Genomic DNA, 15,287 nt, shown 5'->3' with positions numbered 1-15,287 from the left:
GTCATTGTTTCAGCTGGGAAAAAAGCGTCAAGCGAATTCGATTTGGTTTCAGAGGCTGACGGTCTCGACCTTACGGCCGGCGAACCGCAACCCGATCTGGCCCTGGATCAGCTGCAATGCCGGTTCGCCGAAGAGATCGCGCCGCCAGCCATGCAGGGCGGCGACGTCGGCCTTTTCACCGTCGGCGGCGATCTTGTCGAGATCCTCGCTGTTGGCGATCACCTTCGGCGCGACGCCGTGCTTTTCGGAGATCAGCTTCAGAAGCACCTTCAACAGTTCGACGGCGGCGGCCGCACCTTCGGGCGCCTGCGTCTGGCGCGGCACATGCGGCATCTCGGTCTTCGGAAGAGCGAGCGCCGCATTGACGGCTTCGACGACCGCGCCGCCGGCGGCCGAGCGTTCCCAGCCTTTCGGAATCGTGCGCAGGCGGCCGAGCGCCTCGGCGTCCTTCGGCTGCTGCTGGGCGATCTCATAGATCGCATCATCCTTCAGCACGCGCGAACGCGGCACGTTGCGGGCCCGCGCCTCGCGCTCGCGCCAGGCAGCGACATATTTCAGCACCGCCAGCTCCTGCGGCTTGCGCAACCGCATCTTCAGCCGCTGCCAGGCATCGTCGGGATGCATGTCGTAGGTTTCGCGCGCTTCGAGAATGTCCATCTCTTCGCGAAGCCACGACGTGCGGCCTTCGCGGTCGAGCTGCGCGTTCAGTGACAGGTAGACGTCGCGCAGGTGGGTGACGTCGGCCAGCGCATATTCCAGTTGCTTGTCGGAGAGCGGCCGGCGGCTCCAGTCGGTGAAGCGCGACGACTTGTCGATGTGGACGTTTTTGATGCGGCTCACCAGCTGGTCATAGGAGACGCTGTCGCCGAAGCCGCAGACCATGGCCGCGACCTGCGTGTCGAAGATCGGGTGCGGAATGAGGTTGCCGCGATTGAAGATGATTTCGATGTCCTGCCGCGCGGCATGAAAGACCTTCAGCACCTTCGTGTCGGCCATCAGCTCGAAAAAGGGAGCGAGATCGATGCCCTTGGCCAGCGGATCGACGAGAACTTCCATTGTTGGGCTTGCCATCTGGATCAGGCAGAGCTCCGGCCAGAAGGTCGTTTCGCGCAGGAATTCGGTGTCGATGGTAATGAAGTCGGACTTGGCCAGCTCTTTGCAGGCGGCCGCCAAATCGGCGGTGGTTTCGATCATATCATTTCATTCGCAAGGAAAAGGTCGGTTGAACCTTCCTTCTCCTTTCGGTTCGATATGTCAATACAACAGCATAAGCTTCCCGCACCGTTGGCGAAGAATCACGTCCAAACTGTGGCAAACCGAACCTCAGCTCACTCTGAGATAGCTCGTCATGCCCGTCTTCTGGTGCTCGATGATATGGCAATGCAGCAGCCAGTCGCCGGGATTGTCGGCGACGAAGGCGAGCTGCACCTTTTCGTCCGGCTGAATGAGATAGGTATCCGAGACCAGCGGCATCACCGCCCGCGTCGAGGAGGAGATCACCGTGAAGCTCATTCCGTGCAGATGGATCGGATGCGCATGCGGCGTGGTGTTCTCCAGATTGAAGATATAGCTCTTGCCGAGCTTCAATTCCGCAAGCGGTGCGGTCGGATCCGGCGTGTCGCCCGGCCACGGCACCTTGTTGATTGCCCAGAAGCTGTAGCCGAGCGTGCCGCAGATGCTCTCGACGGCGGCATTCTCCGCGGTGGCGCTCAGAACCAGCGGGATCTGCTCGGCGGCGGAAAGATCGGCCTTCGGCACGGGATTTTCGGCGAGCAGAGCGAGATCGCCGATATTGCGTTTCAGCGACTGTCCGATGGCGCGCAGGCTGGCGATCGTCTTCGGCGTCGTGCCGCGGATATCCTCGAGCGTCGCGACGGCGCCTTCGCCGTCAGGCATGCGCACGGCAAGGTCGAGCCGCTGGCCCGGTCCGATCTGCAGCAGGTCGAGCGGGAAGCGCTTCGGCACCGGATTGCCGTCGATCGCGATAACAGTCGCATCGGCGCCTTCCATCTTCAGCGAGAAGATGCGCGTCACGTCGGTGACGGCGATGCGCAGCCGCACCAGCCCGCCGGCCGGCGCGTCATATTGCGGCTCCCGGTGCCAGTTGGCGGTGCGCACCGTGCCGTAGGTGCCGGTCTTGGCGGCGTCACGCGGCCGGAAGGGCGCAATGAACTGGCCGTCGCCGCCGATCCGCCAGTCGCGCAGGTTCAGCACCACCTCCGCGTCGAAGGCTGGATCGGCCGGATCCTCGACGACGATGACGCCGGTCATGCCGTGCCCCATCTGCGTCAGCGTATTGCAATGCGGATGATACCAGAAGGTGCCGGCATCGGGCGGCGTGAAGGCATAGTCGAAGCTGTCGCCGGTATAGACGTAGGGCTGGGTCATGAAAGGCACGCCGTCCATGCCGTTGTCGATGCGAAGCCCGTGCCAGTGGACTGTCGTCGGTTCGTCGAGCTTGTTGATCAGCCGCGCCGCATAGGGGCGTCCCCTGGTCATCCTGAGGGTCGGCGGCATGCCGTCCTGGCCCCAGCTCATGATATCCCGGGTCGGTCCCGTCTCGGTCAGCATCGCCTCGGTCTTCAATGCCGTCAGCACCTGCGGCTCCGGCGCTGCCTCGGCAAGCCCGAATTTACCGGCAATGCCGATACCGGCGCCATAGGCGCCCGCAACGGCGGATGCCTTCAGCAGGTTGCGGCGGGTCAGCAGAGGCATGGGGCGCTCCAAGATGAGAATGCGTCCTTTTAAAGTTGACCAGCATTTTCATCAATATGGAAGGCGCGGGCCAAACTGCCGCAGCGTTGACGCCGCAGCCTCGCCATAAACCCGTGCCAAACACCCGGCTGCGCGCGCCAAGCCTTGACAAATCGGACCGTCCATGCGCTTTTCCGCCCGATTTTCTTGTCGGCGCTTGAGGGTCTTTGAGCCCTTGCAGCCGTCTCACCACATGCCAGGATTTGAGATCATGCATCGCTACCGCAGCCACACATGCGCCGCCCTCCGCAAGTCGGATGTCGGCTCGACCGTCCGCATCGCCGGCTGGGTCCACCGCGTTCGCGACCATGGCGGCGTTCTCTTCATCGACCTTCGCGACCATTACGGCATCACCCAGGTCGTCGCCGATCCCGACAGCCCGGCCTTCAAGATGGCCGAAACCGTGCGCGGCGAATGGGTCATCCGCATCGACGGCCTCGTCAAGGCCCGCACCGAAGATACCGTCAACAAGACCATGGCGACCGGCGAGATCGAGCTCTACGCCCAGGAGATCGAAGTCCTCTCCGCCGCCAAGGAACTGCCGCTGCCGGTGTTCGGCGAGCCGGAATATCCGGAGGACGTCCGCCTCAAGTATCGCTTTCTCGATCTTCGCCGCGAGACCCTGCACAAGAACATCGTCAAGCGCACCCAGGTGATTTCGGCCATGCGCCGCGAAATGGGCGGCGCGGGCTTCACCGAATATACGACGCCGATCCTGACGGCCTCCTCGCCGGAAGGCGCGCGCGACTTCCTCGTGCCGAGCCGCATCCATCCCGGCACCTTCTACGCCCTGCCGCAGGCGCCGCAGCAGTACAAGCAGCTCTTGATGGTCGCGGGCTTCGACCGCTATTTCCAGATCGCGCCGTGCTTCCGTGACGAAGATCCGCGCGCCGACCGCCTGCCGGGCGAATTCTATCAGCTCGACCTCGAAATGAGCTTCGTGACCCAGGAAGATGTCTGGAACACGATGGGCCCGCTGATCACCAAGGTGTTCGAGGAGTTTGCCGAGGGCAAGCCGGTTACCAAGGAATGGCCGCGCATCCCCTATGACGAGGCAATCCGCAAATACGGCTCCGACAAGCCGGATCTGCGCAACCCGATCGTCATGGAAGCCGTCACCGAGCATTTCGCCGGCTCCGGCTTCAAGGTCTTCGCCGGCATGATCGCCTCCAACCCGAAGGTCCAGGTCTGGGCGATCCCGGCAAAGACAGGCGGCTCGCGCGCCTTCTGCGACCGTATGAACGCCTGGGCGCAGAGCCAGGGCCAGCCGGGCCTCGGCTATATCTTCTGGCGCAAGGAAGGCGACAAGCTCGAAGGCGCCGGACCGCTTGCCAAGAACATCGGCGAGGAGCGCACGGACGCGATCCGTACCCAGCTCGGCCTCGATGACGGCGACGCCTGCTTCTTCGTGGCCGGCGAACCGGAAAAATTCTACAAGTTTGCGGGCGAGGCTCGCACCAAGGCCGGCGAAGAACTCAACCTCGTCGACCGCGACCGCTTCGAGCTGTGCTGGATCGTCGACTTCCCCTTCTTCGAATGGAGCGAAGAGGAGAAGAAGGTCGACTTCGCCCACAACCCGTTCTCGATGCCGCAGGGCGGCCTCGAAGCGCTGCAGAACCAGGATCCCTTGACGATCAAGGCTTTCCAGTATGACGCCGTCTGCAACGGCTTCGAAATCGCTTCCGGTTCGATCCGTAACCAGTCGCCGGAAACGATGGTTGCCGCCTTCGAGAAGGTGGGGCTCAGCCAGCAGGACGTCGAGGACCGTTTCGGCGGCCTCTACCGCGCCTTCCAGTACGGCGCGCCCCCGCATGGCGGCGCTGCCTTCGGTATCGACCGCATCATCATGCTGCTCGTCGGCGCCAAGAACCTGCGCGAAATCTCGCTCTTCCCGATGAACCAGCAGGCGCAGGACCTGCTGATGGGCGCGCCGAGCCCGGCAACGCCGACGCAGCTGCGCGAACTTGCGATCCGGCCGATCCCGCCGGTGAAAAAGGACTGATGGTTCTCTCAGCCTGAATGCAAAAGCCCGGCGATGGTTGTCGCTGGGCTTTGGCTATTTCGGTCGCTCACAATGCCGCGTAGATCGCCTCGCGAAGATCGACTGTGAACTTGCCCCACATGCCTTCGAGCGTCGTGTTCGTCAGCGCAACGACCGTCAGTCCGTTGACCGGGTCGATGAACCAGCTATGGCCGTAGACACCGCCCCATTTCAGCGTGCCGGCGGGGAAGGGGACGCCTGCTTCGGCCGGGTCTGTGATGACGGACCAGCCGAAGCCAAAGCCGGAGCCGGGTTCGTATTGCTGGCGGTGGCCGCCGGCCTGGTCCGTCATCATCATCCGGACGGTTTCGCTCGAGAGCAGCGGTGCGCCGCCCTTGCGGATGGTTTCGAGGATGGTCAGCACGTCACTCGCCGTTCCCGCCATGCCGGCGCCGCCGGAATGATAGGAGGCGGGATCGAAGATACGGTTCGGCGCAAACCGGATGGGACCTATCAGCGACATGACTACGGCATCCTCGCCCATGAGCGCCGGTTCCGGCGAAGCGTTCATATAGGCGGCCGCAAGCCTGCTTCGGTCAAGAACCGAAAAGGCGGTATCCGCGATCCCAAGTGGCCCCGTCACCAGTTCGGCAACGCTTTCGTTCAATGGCCGGCCGGTTTCCGCTTCGATGATGCCGCCCAGAACGTCGATGGCAAGGGAATATTGCCAGTCGCTGCCCGGCGCGAAACGCAGCGGCACGCTGGCGATCCGCCTGAGATTTTCGGCGAGCGGCAGTCCCGGTTGGTCGAGGCCGTCTGAAATGCCGGCACTGATATAGGGTCCGCCGTCCTCTTCGGAGAAACTGTAGCCGAGCCCTGATGTATGGGTCAGCAAATGGCGGATGCGGATGGTTGCGTCGCTGCCGTCAGGCAGCCTCGGCCGGAAATCCGGCAGCCATCGCGTCACTGTGTCGTCGAGCCCGATCCTGCCTTCCTCGACGAGCCGCATCGCGGCGATGGTGACGATCGGCTTGGTGATGGAGGCAAGCCTGAAGATGGTGTCCTCGCGCATCGCCAGACCCTTCTCGCGATCGGCAAGACCGGCGGCGCGGCGGTGGACGATCTCTCCGTCGCGGGCGACGACCACTACCGCTCCGACCAGCCGCTTTTCGTCGAGCGCATTTGTGATTGCCGCGTCAACAGCCGCGCCAAGGGATGAATGCCGGTTGGTATCTGCCTTTTCGAGGGGAAGACTCATCAGATTAAACCTTCTATAATCACAATGACCGTTCCTGAATATAGCAAGCCGTCTCGAAATTCTAGAGTGATCATTGTGAAAAATAGTGCCGACGTGAAAAACACTCCCGCCCGCCGCCGCGGCCGCCCGCCGGCTTTCGACCGCGAGACGGTTCTGTCCGCCGCCCGCGAAACCTTCTGGGCGCACGGATATGAGGGCGCGTCGATCGCCGATCTCACGGCTGCCATGGGCATCACGCCGCAAAGCCTTTATGCCGCCTTCAATTCGAAGGCCGATCTTTATCGCGAGGCGCTGCAGCAATACCGAGGGCTCGGCGCGAGCACTTTTTCAGCGCTTGCCGAGCCGATCGACACTGTCTCCGCCTTCGAGCGTATCTTGCGGGGATCGGCCGCGATCTTTTCCGCGCCGGAACATCCGAAGGGCTGCATGATCTCGACGGCGGTGCTGAACTGCGCCAGCGAGAACGACGCCATTGCCGATCATGTTGCGGCGCTGCGCCGCCAGTCGCTGAGTGCCTTTACGGTGAGAATCGAGCGCGGCATGCGCGACGGCGATATCAAGGCCGGAACCAATGCCCGCGCCCTGGCGCGATTCCTCGCCGCTATCGTCCAGGGAATGTCGGTGCAGGCGAGGGACGGCGCGTCCTATGAGGAATTGCTCGACATAGCAGCCCTCGCCATCGCCGAGATCGCCCGCCACCGTGCCTGAAAACGAAAAGGGCCTGACGGTCGTGACTGACACCAGCTGCTGGGGTCAGTCACACGCTGCCAGGCCCTTCAATAGTGAAACCAGTCGATCAGTCGTTCGCCGAAACCTTGACGCCGAGCACCTGCGGCAGCGTGTTCGGAGCGCCCATGGCAGCGCCGACGATCGTGGGGAACGGTACCGGCTTTTCAGGAGCGGCCTTCACCGTCAGGCTCTTCGGGTCGTCGAGGAAGGTGTTGACGGCAGCCGACACGGCGTTCTGCAGCTCCGGCACATTGAACTGCGCCAGCATGATCGGGGTCATCGCCTTCAGCGAGTCCGCCATCTGCTGGCCCGAAATGTTCTGCTGTGCGCCGGCATAATCGAGCGCGCGCTTGGTGATCGAGGCATCTTCGAAGCGTACCTGTGCGCCCTCGAAGGAGAGCTGCTGCATCAAGCCGAGCATGGCGAGACCGAGCGCTTGCTGCGCCTGTTCCTTGTTCGGATTGGTCTCGGATTCCTTCATCGCATCCTGCAGCGACTTCACGAAGGCCATCGTATAGCCAGAGATCTTGAAGCCGAGATTGAGCTTGCCGATATTGTTGAAGTCCAGGGCGAATTCCGAAATGTCGATCGTGCCCGGCGCGAGTTCCCAGGCGCCCTTCATGGTAATGTCACCCTGAACGTGCTGAAGGGCGAGCTTCTCGATCGCATCCTTGCTCTGCGGGTCCTCGGCCTTACTGAGATCGGCCTTCATGCTTTTGAAGGCGCCATCGAAATCGAAGCCGGATTCGTCTTCGCGCAGCGTCAGATTCATATCGCTTTCGAGCACGGAGAAGACTTCCGCACCATCCTTGACCACCTTCAGCGGACCGGTATGAGCGTTCTCGTAGAGCATCATGGTATCGAGCGAGTCACCGCCCGGCGTTGCCGGAACCGAGATGCCGCCGAGCGTCAGCTCCTGCGCCGTCACCGTGACGCCTTCCTTCGTCGTGTTGATGTCAGGGAAGGCGGCTTCTTCGATGTAATAACCGCCGTCTTCGTCTTCTTCCACGCCGGAAAGGGTGACTTCGCCGATGGCGAGACTTTCGCCGCCGGTCGGCTTGACGCTGACATTCTTCAAAATCACGGTCGTGCCGTCGATATCCACGCCGTCAGCCGAAATCGTTCCGCCCTGTTCGGCATAGGCGGCATTGAGCTTCTTCAGCAAGTCGGCGCCGTCGAGAGCGAAAGCCGAGCCGGCGAGCGAGAAAAAGGCTGCGCTCGACAGCATCAGCCGCGTTGTCCGGTAAAAGTTCATGGGGTGATTCCTCTGGTGGCGTGTGGCGGTTTGGAAATCTGCAGTTACGCTACTACGGATTAGGCCGGCTTTATATTGCAGCCCACTAATTTTTTGTTGAAGGGAAGGGCAAACGAAATCGAAATTGCGGCGAACAGCTTGTCTCATCCTTCAACGTTGGCCGGAAGACTTCATCCACAGCTGCAATAGGCTGGATTCCTTGCCCCCCGGGCTCTTCTGAGCTAGTCAAGGCCTATGGGACAAGAGATTTTGCCGCCTTCCGGCGGAGACGACGACAACATTCAACCGGTCGACCTCAAGGCGGCGCTCGAGCAGCGCTATCTCGCCTATGCGCTGTCGACCATCATGCATCGCGCCCTGCCTGACGTGCGCGACGGACTGAAGCCCGTTCATCGCCGCATTGTCTATGCGATGAACGAAATGGGGCTGCGGCCGACTTCGGCCTTCAGGAAATGCGCCAAGATCGTCGGCGAAGTGATGGGTAACTACCATCCGCACGGCGACCAGTCGATCTACGATGCGCTTGCCCGTCTCGCCCAGGATTTCTCGCAGCGCTACACGCTGGTCAACGGCCAGGGCAATTTCGGCAATATCGACGGCGACAGCCCCGCCGCCATGCGTTACACCGAATCGAAGATGACGGCGGTCTCGGAACTGCTGCTCGAAGGCATCGATCAGGATGCCGTTGATTTCCGTGACACCTACGACGAATCGAATTCCGAGCCGGTCGTCCTTCCCGGCGCCTTCCCGAACCTGCTCGCCAACGGCTCTTCCGGCATCGCCGTCGGCATGGCGACCTCGATCCCCTCACACAATGCCCACGAGCTTTGCGACGCCGCCCTGCACCTGATCAAGCATCCCGATGCGACCGTCGAGAAGCTCATCGAGTTCATTCCCGGCCCGGATTTCCCGACCGGCGGCATCATCATCGACAGCCGCGAGAGCATCATCGAGAGCTACCGCACCGGCCGCGGTGGTTTCCGCGTCAGGGCGAAATGGCAGACCGAGGATCTCGGCCGCGGCGGTTACCAGATCGTCATCACCGAAATTCCCTTCCAGGTGCAGAAGTCGCGGCTGATCGAAAAGATCGCAGAGCTGCTGATCGCCCGCAAGCTGCCGCTCTTGGAAGACATCCGCGATGAATCGGCCGAGGACATCCGCGTCGTCCTGGTGCCGAAGAGCCGCAGCGTCGATCCGACGATCCTGATGGAATCGATGTTCAAGCTGACGGAGCTGGAAAGCCGCTTCCCGCTGAACATGAACGTCTTGTCCATGGGCCGTATTCCCAGGGTCATGGCGCTGAACGAGGTGCTGAAGGAATGGCTGGATCACCGCCGCGAAGTGCTGCAGCGCCGTTCGCGCTTCCGCCTGGCGGCGATCGAAAAACGTCTCGAAATCCTTGGCGGTTTGCTGATCGCCTATCTCAATATCGACGAGGTGATCAGGATCATCCGCGAGGAGGATGAGCCGAAGCCGGTCATGGTGGCGCGCTGGGATCTCACCGACAATCAGGTCGAGGCGATCCTCAACATGCGGCTGCGCTCTCTGCGCAAGCTCGAAGAGTTCGAGATCCGCAAGGAGTTCGACGAACTCACCAAGGAAAAGGGCGAGATCGAAGCGCTGCTTGCCTCCGACGACAAGCAGTGGCAGACGGTCGCCTGGGAAATCGGCGAGGTGAAGAAGAAGTTCGCCAAGGCGACCGAGGTCGGCCGCCGCCGCACCCAGTTTGCCGATGCGCCCGAAGCCGACGAGGAGGCGATCCAACAGGCGATGATCGAGAAGGAGCCGATCACCGTCGTCATTTCCGAAAAGGGCTGGATCCGCGCGCTGAAGGGCCACATCGCCGATACGGCGACGCTGACCTTCAAGGAAGGCGACGGCTTGAAGGTGGCCTTCCCCGCGCAGACGACCGACAAGATCCTGATCGTCACGACCGGCGGCAAGGCCTTCACCCTTGGCGGCGACAAGCTGCCGGGCGGCCGCGGCCACGGTGAGCCGCTGCGCATCATGGTCGACATGGATAACGACCAGGCGGTGCTGACCGCTTTCGTGCACGATCCCTCGCGCAAGCAGCTAATCGTTTCGACCGCCGGCAACGGCTTCGTCGTGCCGGAAGCCGAACTCGTCGCGAACACCCGCAAGGGCAAGCAGATCATGAACGTCGCGCTGCCCGAGGAAACACAGCTGCTCGTGCCCGTCACCGGCGACCATGTCGCTGTCGTCGGCGAAAACCGCAAGCTCTTGGTCTTCCCGCTGGTGCAGGTGCCGGAAATGTCGCGCGGCAAGGGTGTGCGCCTGCAGCGTTACAAGGATGGCGGCATCTCCGACGTTCGCTGCTTCGCGATCGCAGATGGCCTCGTCTGGGAGGACAGCGCCGGCCGCACCTTCACGAAGAACAAGGACGAGCTTGCCGAATGGCTGGCCGATCGCGCCACCGCCGGACGCACCGTGCCGAAGGGCTTTCCGCGCAGCGGCAAGTTCGCCGGCTGAGTTCGCAGCCGCTCGTCTCTTACAGAGACAAGCGCGCCGTAACACCTAGATTTGCTGCATAAGTAAATTCCGCGCTCCGCTCTTGGCGGGCGCGGGAACTTCTCTATCTCACTCCTGTTATCAAAAATAAGAGAAGGCCGGTTCCGTGGGCGGACGGTGCGGCTGTGACCCGTGCGCTTCGGGAAAGGCGCGCGTGCCCTTAAAGGAGGAAAATCGATGCCCGCCGCGACCATCAAATTGCATGTCAGCCACACCTACAAGGCGCCGCCCGCTGCCGTTTACGACGCTTGGCTCAATCCCGAAATTGCCCGCCGTTTTCTGTTTGCGACTGATGACGGCCATGTCATCCGTGCCGAGATCGATCCGCGCGTCGGCGGCCGTTTCTTCATCGTCGATCGTCGCCCGACCGGCGATGCCTTCCATCAGGGTGTTTTTCTGGAGCTGAAACGCCCTCGGCACATGGCCTTCAGTTTCTCGGTCGAGGAGCACGACCATAATTGCGACCGCGTCGAGATCGACATCGAACCTCTCGGCGGCGGCAGCCGCCTGACGCTGACCCACGAAATGTGCGCCGAATGGGCCGAACACGAGGAAAAGACCCGCCGAGGCTGGGCGCATGTCGTCGAAGGTCTTGGCAGGGAGCTGGAGGAGCAGCAGCTGAAGGCTACGGGGTGAGCGGTACGCTGAAATCCCGAAGGAAGCGGGTCGCGCCTTCCTCATCGATCTCGCCGGCGGCGACGTCTAGCACAAATGCGATAACCTGCGCGTTATCGGCATCGATGATGTAACCGTTGACATAGAGAAAAGTAAACGCGGCGAGATAGCCGGTGCGTTTGTTTCCATCCACGAAGGGATGGTTTCTCACAATGCCGTAAAGATAGGCTGCGGCGAGTACGAAGATGTCGGTTTCGCCATAGGCAGCTTTATTGAGTGGGCGTGCCAAGCTTGTCTCCAATGCATTTGCATCCCGTAGGCCCGACAAACCGCCATGTTCGGCAATCTGCTCAGCATGCATATTTTCGACCGCTTGGCGACTGAGCCATTTCAGCCGTATCATTTCGCGAGTTCGCGGAGCGCTACCCGATATTTTTCCATGCCGATGCGGGCCGCCCGCATTTGTTCAGCCAGATCTGCTGATTCCGGCACGAGGTGGATATTGCCCTCGATCTCCTGCAGTTCAAGGCTGTCACCACTGCTAAGGCCCAATCGCTGCAACACCTCCTTGGGGATGATGACACCCTCGGAGTTTCCGATTTTGCGGATCGTGACGTTCATCGCTCTATCCTCTGCGTGGTAACGGCGTTATAACATGGGCGCGGAAACCCGGCAACACCTATTCCGGGGCCTGCCTGACGTTCTTCCCTCGCACCATCCAGACCGAATGCCCGGCGATCGCCGTCACCAGGATACCACCGCCAACCAGTGTCATTGTCGCCGGCGTTTCCGCAAAGATCAGCCAGACCCAGATCGGGGCGAGAACGGTTTCGAGCAGATAGAACATGCCGACCTCGGGCGCGGAAAGATAACGTGGCCCGGTCGCGAGGCACCAGAAGGCGACCGGCATCATGATGGCGCCGTTGAAAAGGATCCAGCCGGGATGGTCGATGGAAAGCCCCGAGGGCAGAGCTTGCGCGAGCCCGAGCGCGGTCGGCAGGATGGCGGCAAGCAGTGGCACGAAGCCCATTTCCCGGCGTGAAGCTCGCCCGATGGTGATGGCTGCGGCAAGAATGAGCGCGCTGAGTAGCGCCATGGCGTCGCCAAAGAAATGGCCGCTGGAAAGCCCTTCGCGCACGATCAGTCCGACGCCGAAGATCATGAAGAGCATGGCGATCAGCGTCGCGGCCTGTGGCTTCTCCTTGAGGAAAATCCAGGAGAGAAGCGCCCCGAACATCGGGTTGAAGGCGACGATGAAAACGACATTGGCTGTGGTCGTGTTGAAGACGGCGAGCACGAAGGTCAGCGACGAAATACCGTAGAGCAGACCCGTCATCAGGCCGGGCCGCCCGGGAACGAGGACCGGCCATCTGCCCGAGGCAAGGCGCATTGCCGCGAGGATGACGAGCGTGGCGACAACGGTGGCCGCACTTCGCACCCCCAGGACCGACCAGATGTCGCCCTCGCCGAGGCGGACGAGCGGAATATCCATTGAAAGCGCCAGGCCGCCGATCGCCGTCAGCAGCAGGCCCTTCCGGTGGTCGGAAAGAGCGGTGGGAAAAGACATTCAGTCGTGGGTGCTTTCGGGCATCGTGGAGGGATCGAAACGCTCCCAGCCGCGCGGCGTCAGATGCTCCTGCGGCTGGAAACGTGTTTTATAGTCCATCTTTCGTGACCCTTGCACCCAATAGCCGAGGTAGACATGCGGCAGGCCGAGCGCCTTGGTGCGCCTGACATGGTCGAGAATCATGAAAGTGCCGAGCGAACGCCGTTCGAGCGCCGGGTTGAAATAGGAATAGACCATCGAAAGCCCGTCGCTCATCGTATCGGTCAGCGCAGCGGCGAGCAGTTCGCCCTTCGGCCGCTCCTCCAGCCCCGAGCCTTCCTCGCGCCGGCGGTATTCGATGATTCGCGTGTTCACATGCGTATCTTCCACCATGATCGCATAGTCGAGCACCGTCATGTCGGACATGCCGCCCTGCTGGTGGCGGAAATCGAGGTAGCGCCGGAAAAGCGAATATTGCTCGCTGGAAGGCTGGGCAGCGAACTCGGTGGTGATGACGTCGGAATTGGCGGCGAGCACCCGCTTCATCGATTTCGTCGGCTCGAATTCCTGGGCGAGAATTCGCACGGAAACACAGGCGCGGCAGGACTCGCAGGCCGGTCGATAAGCAATGTTCTGCGAGCGGCGGAAGCCGCCCTGCGTCAGGATGTCGTTCATCTCGGCGGCGCGCGGGCCGACGAGATGGGTGAACACCTTGCGCTCCATCTCATGCGGCAGATACGGACATGCAGCCGGTGCCGTCAGATAAAACTGCGGGGATGGCGTCGTCTGCGTATTCATTTGTCGCGGAAGTTTCCTTGTCGAGACAGTGCCGTTTTCTGACAGCATGACCTAAGAATAGAAAACGTCAACAGCGGGGCGGTTTCCGCCCTTCATTTCAGTCTTCTAATTTTAGATATGGAGCCCTGCAACACCCGGCAAAGGGAAGGCGGAGACTTTATTTCGTCTCCGCCGCGGGTTTCAGGCGGTGCGCACCGTCACTGTGCCGACCAGCAGATCATGGATGAGGCGGCTGCGCTCGGTAAACAGGCCGACAAGCAGGATGAGCGGCGTCAGCACCGAATTGAGGATCCAGAACAGCGCCAGATGTACGACGGCCGTCAGGAAATCCAGCGGCCGTCCATCGACGCGCATCATCGCGATCCCCATCGCACGCATGCCGAGCGAGGCCTGGCTCGATCCGCCGACCGTCAGGCCGAAGTAAATGCCGGCGACGATGACGAAGAGGGCAGGGTAGAGAAAAAAGCCAAGCCCGAGCGTGAGGATCGACAGGAAGAACAGCACGACCGCTGCGGGAATCCAGAGCAGCGCCACGATGATATAATCGAGGATGAAGGCGAAGACACGGCGGCTCAACACGCCGCTATAGGCGCGCCAGTCCTCCGGTGCGGCATAAAGCGGGTTGGGGTTGTAGCTCATCTCAATCTCCTCAGGAAAAGCGATGCCGCTGATATGGTGTCAGCAAGACGAAATACAATCATCCCCATCCCAATCAGCGTTTGCTGAGGATTTTCGCCACCTCGACCGCGAAATAGGTGAGGATGCCGTCGCAGCCCGACCGTTTGAACGACAGCAGCGTTTCCAGCATCGCCCGCTCGCCGTCGATCCAGCCGTTCATCGCCGCCGCCTTGATCTGGCTGTATTCGCCGGACACCTGATAGGCAAAAGTCGGCAGGCCGAAGGCCTCCTTCATGCGCCAGCAGATGTCGAGATAGGGCAGGCCGGGCTTGACCATCAGCATGTCGGCGCCTTCCTCGACGTCGAGGGCGGCGTCGCGGATCGCTTCGGTGCCGTTTGCGGGGTCTATATAATAAGTCTTCTTGTCGCCCTTCAGCAGTCCGCCGGTCGAGATCGCCTCGCGATAGGGTCCGTAAAACGCGGAGGCGAATTTTGTCGCATAGCTCATGATGCCGACGTTCTGGTGGCCGGCCGCATCGAGCGCCATGCGGATCACGCCGATGCGTCCGTCCATCATTTCCGACGGCGCGATGATGTCGGCGCCGGCATCGGCCTGCATCACGGCGGCGCGCGCCACCTGATCGACCGTCTCGTCATTGACGATCTCGCCGCCTCTCAGGATGCCGTCATGGCCGTGGCTGGTGAAAGGATCGAGCGCGACGTCGGTGATAACGCCGATATTGGGCACCGCCTTCTTGATCGCCGCCGTCGCCTGGTTGATCAGGTTGTTGGCTTCGAGGCTGTTCGAGCCCGTCTCGTCGCGCAGCTCCATCTCGATATTCGGGAAGGTCGCAAGCGCCGGAATGCCGAGATCGGCCGCTTCGCGCGCGGCTTCGACGGCCGTGTCGATGCTCATGCGGTTGACGCCGGGCATGGCCGGGATCGGATCGATAATGCCGGAGCCCGGCACGATAAAGATCGGCCAGATCAGATCGTCGACCGTCAGCCGGTTCTCCTGCACCAGGCGGCGCGTCCAATCCGCCTTGCGGTTGCGCCGCATGCGGCGATGGCCGGTGATTTCGTCGACGAGATGCGTCCTGTCCTGCATGATATCTGTCCCTGGCCCATTCCATTTATCGGAGCGCTCATTATCATGGCGCCCGGAAAATCCAAACCGGACGATTGGCCGCGGCGGAAAACCGCT

The 15,287-nt window shown here is 61.8% G+C and carries 14 protein-coding genes; 4 read left to right on the top strand and 10 right to left on the bottom strand.

Annotated features, from left to right (window positions below; genetic code table 11):
- Nucleotides 1–48: 48 nt before the first annotated feature.
- Both rnd and ATY77_RS15235 read right to left on the bottom strand, forming a co-directional pair.
- Nucleotides 49–1,194: a ribonuclease D gene (gene rnd / locus ATY77_RS15240; protein WP_088687964.1), complete on the bottom strand. Its 1,146-nt coding sequence runs from the start codon at nucleotides 1,192–1,194 to the stop codon at nucleotides 49–51.
- Between the two features lie 129 nt (nucleotides 1,195–1,323).
- On the bottom strand, nucleotides 1,324–2,715 hold the full coding sequence (locus tag ATY77_RS15235) for a multicopper oxidase family protein (RefSeq protein ID WP_088687963.1): 1,392 nt from the start codon (nucleotides 2,713–2,715) through the stop codon (nucleotides 1,324–1,326).
- Nucleotides 2,716–2,965: 250 nt separating this feature from the next.
- Here ATY77_RS15235 and aspS point away from each other — a divergent pair, with 250 nt between their 5' ends.
- Complete coding sequence (aspS, locus tag ATY77_RS15230; RefSeq protein ID WP_088687962.1) at nucleotides 2,966–4,756, top strand: aspartate--tRNA ligase; 1,791 nt, start codon at nucleotides 2,966–2,968, stop codon at nucleotides 4,754–4,756.
- 67 nt (nucleotides 4,757–4,823) lie between these two features.
- Here aspS and ATY77_RS15225 read toward each other — a convergent pair whose 3' ends face one another.
- On the bottom strand, nucleotides 4,824–5,993 hold the full coding sequence (locus ATY77_RS15225) for a serine hydrolase domain-containing protein (protein ID WP_088687961.1): 1,170 nt from the start codon (nucleotides 5,991–5,993) through the stop codon (nucleotides 4,824–4,826).
- Between the two features lie 66 nt (nucleotides 5,994–6,059).
- Here ATY77_RS15225 and ATY77_RS15220 point away from each other — a divergent pair, with 66 nt between their 5' ends.
- Nucleotides 6,060–6,701 carry a TetR/AcrR family transcriptional regulator gene (locus ATY77_RS15220; RefSeq protein WP_088677074.1) on the top strand — a complete coding sequence of 214 codons (642 nt, stop codon included), beginning with the start codon at nucleotides 6,060–6,062 and terminating at the stop codon, nucleotides 6,699–6,701.
- An 88-nt stretch (nucleotides 6,702–6,789) separates the two neighbouring features.
- Here ATY77_RS15220 and ATY77_RS15215 read toward each other — a convergent pair whose 3' ends face one another.
- A complete protein-coding gene (locus ATY77_RS15215) occupies nucleotides 6,790–7,977 on the bottom strand; it encodes a hypothetical protein (RefSeq protein ID WP_088677075.1) in 1,188 nt (395 codons plus the stop codon).
- 234 nt (nucleotides 7,978–8,211) lie between these two features.
- On the opposite strand from ATY77_RS15215, the gene parC reads away from it, so the two are divergent.
- Together parC and ATY77_RS15205 are read left to right on the top strand one after the other, a co-directional pair.
- A complete protein-coding gene (gene parC, locus ATY77_RS15210; RefSeq protein ID WP_088677076.1) occupies nucleotides 8,212–10,467 on the top strand; it encodes a DNA topoisomerase IV subunit A in 2,256 nt (751 codons plus the stop codon).
- Nucleotides 10,468–10,683: 216 nt separating this feature from the next.
- Nucleotides 10,684–11,142, top strand: a complete 459-nt coding sequence (locus ATY77_RS15205; RefSeq protein ID WP_088677077.1) for an SRPBCC domain-containing protein — start codon at nucleotides 10,684–10,686, stop codon at nucleotides 11,140–11,142.
- Here ATY77_RS15205 and ATY77_RS15200 read toward each other — a convergent pair.
- The 6 genes from ATY77_RS15200 to hemB form a co-directional block, all read right to left on the bottom strand.
- The gene (locus ATY77_RS15200; RefSeq protein ID WP_088677078.1) at nucleotides 11,132–11,524 is read right to left on the bottom strand and encodes a type II toxin-antitoxin system death-on-curing family toxin; all 393 of its coding nucleotides are present in this window, start codon (nucleotides 11,522–11,524) and stop codon (nucleotides 11,132–11,134) included. The two genes, ATY77_RS15205 and ATY77_RS15200, sit on opposite strands and share 11 nt — an antisense overlap.
- Nucleotides 11,521–11,742: an AbrB/MazE/SpoVT family DNA-binding domain-containing protein gene (locus ATY77_RS15195; RefSeq protein ID WP_088677079.1), complete on the bottom strand. Its 222-nt coding sequence runs from the start codon at nucleotides 11,740–11,742 to the stop codon at nucleotides 11,521–11,523. Before ATY77_RS15195 ends, ATY77_RS15200 begins: the two co-directional genes overlap by 4 nt.
- Before the next feature lie 58 nt (nucleotides 11,743–11,800).
- Nucleotides 11,801–12,688 carry a DMT family transporter gene (locus tag ATY77_RS15190; RefSeq protein WP_088677080.1) on the bottom strand — a complete coding sequence of 296 codons (888 nt, stop codon included), beginning with the start codon at nucleotides 12,686–12,688 and terminating at the stop codon, nucleotides 11,801–11,803.
- Nucleotides 12,689–13,465 carry an arginyltransferase gene (locus tag ATY77_RS15185; protein WP_088677081.1) on the bottom strand — a complete coding sequence of 259 codons (777 nt, stop codon included), beginning with the start codon at nucleotides 13,463–13,465 and terminating at the stop codon, nucleotides 12,689–12,691.
- Between the two features lie 180 nt (nucleotides 13,466–13,645).
- Nucleotides 13,646–14,104 carry an RDD family protein gene (locus ATY77_RS15180; protein WP_088677082.1) on the bottom strand — a complete coding sequence of 153 codons (459 nt, stop codon included), beginning with the start codon at nucleotides 14,102–14,104 and terminating at the stop codon, nucleotides 13,646–13,648.
- A 73-nt stretch (nucleotides 14,105–14,177) separates the two neighbouring features.
- Nucleotides 14,178–15,191: a porphobilinogen synthase gene (gene hemB / locus ATY77_RS15175; protein WP_088677083.1), complete on the bottom strand. Its 1,014-nt coding sequence runs from the start codon at nucleotides 15,189–15,191 to the stop codon at nucleotides 14,178–14,180.
- Nucleotides 15,192–15,287: the final 96 nt, after the last annotated feature.

The organism is Rhizobium sp. R634, from assembly GCF_002211305.1.
Classification (GTDB): domain Bacteria; phylum Pseudomonadota; class Alphaproteobacteria; order Rhizobiales; family Rhizobiaceae; genus Rhizobium.
Note: the sequence above shows the minus strand (reverse complement) of the source record. Positions and strands in the feature narration are given on the sequence as shown.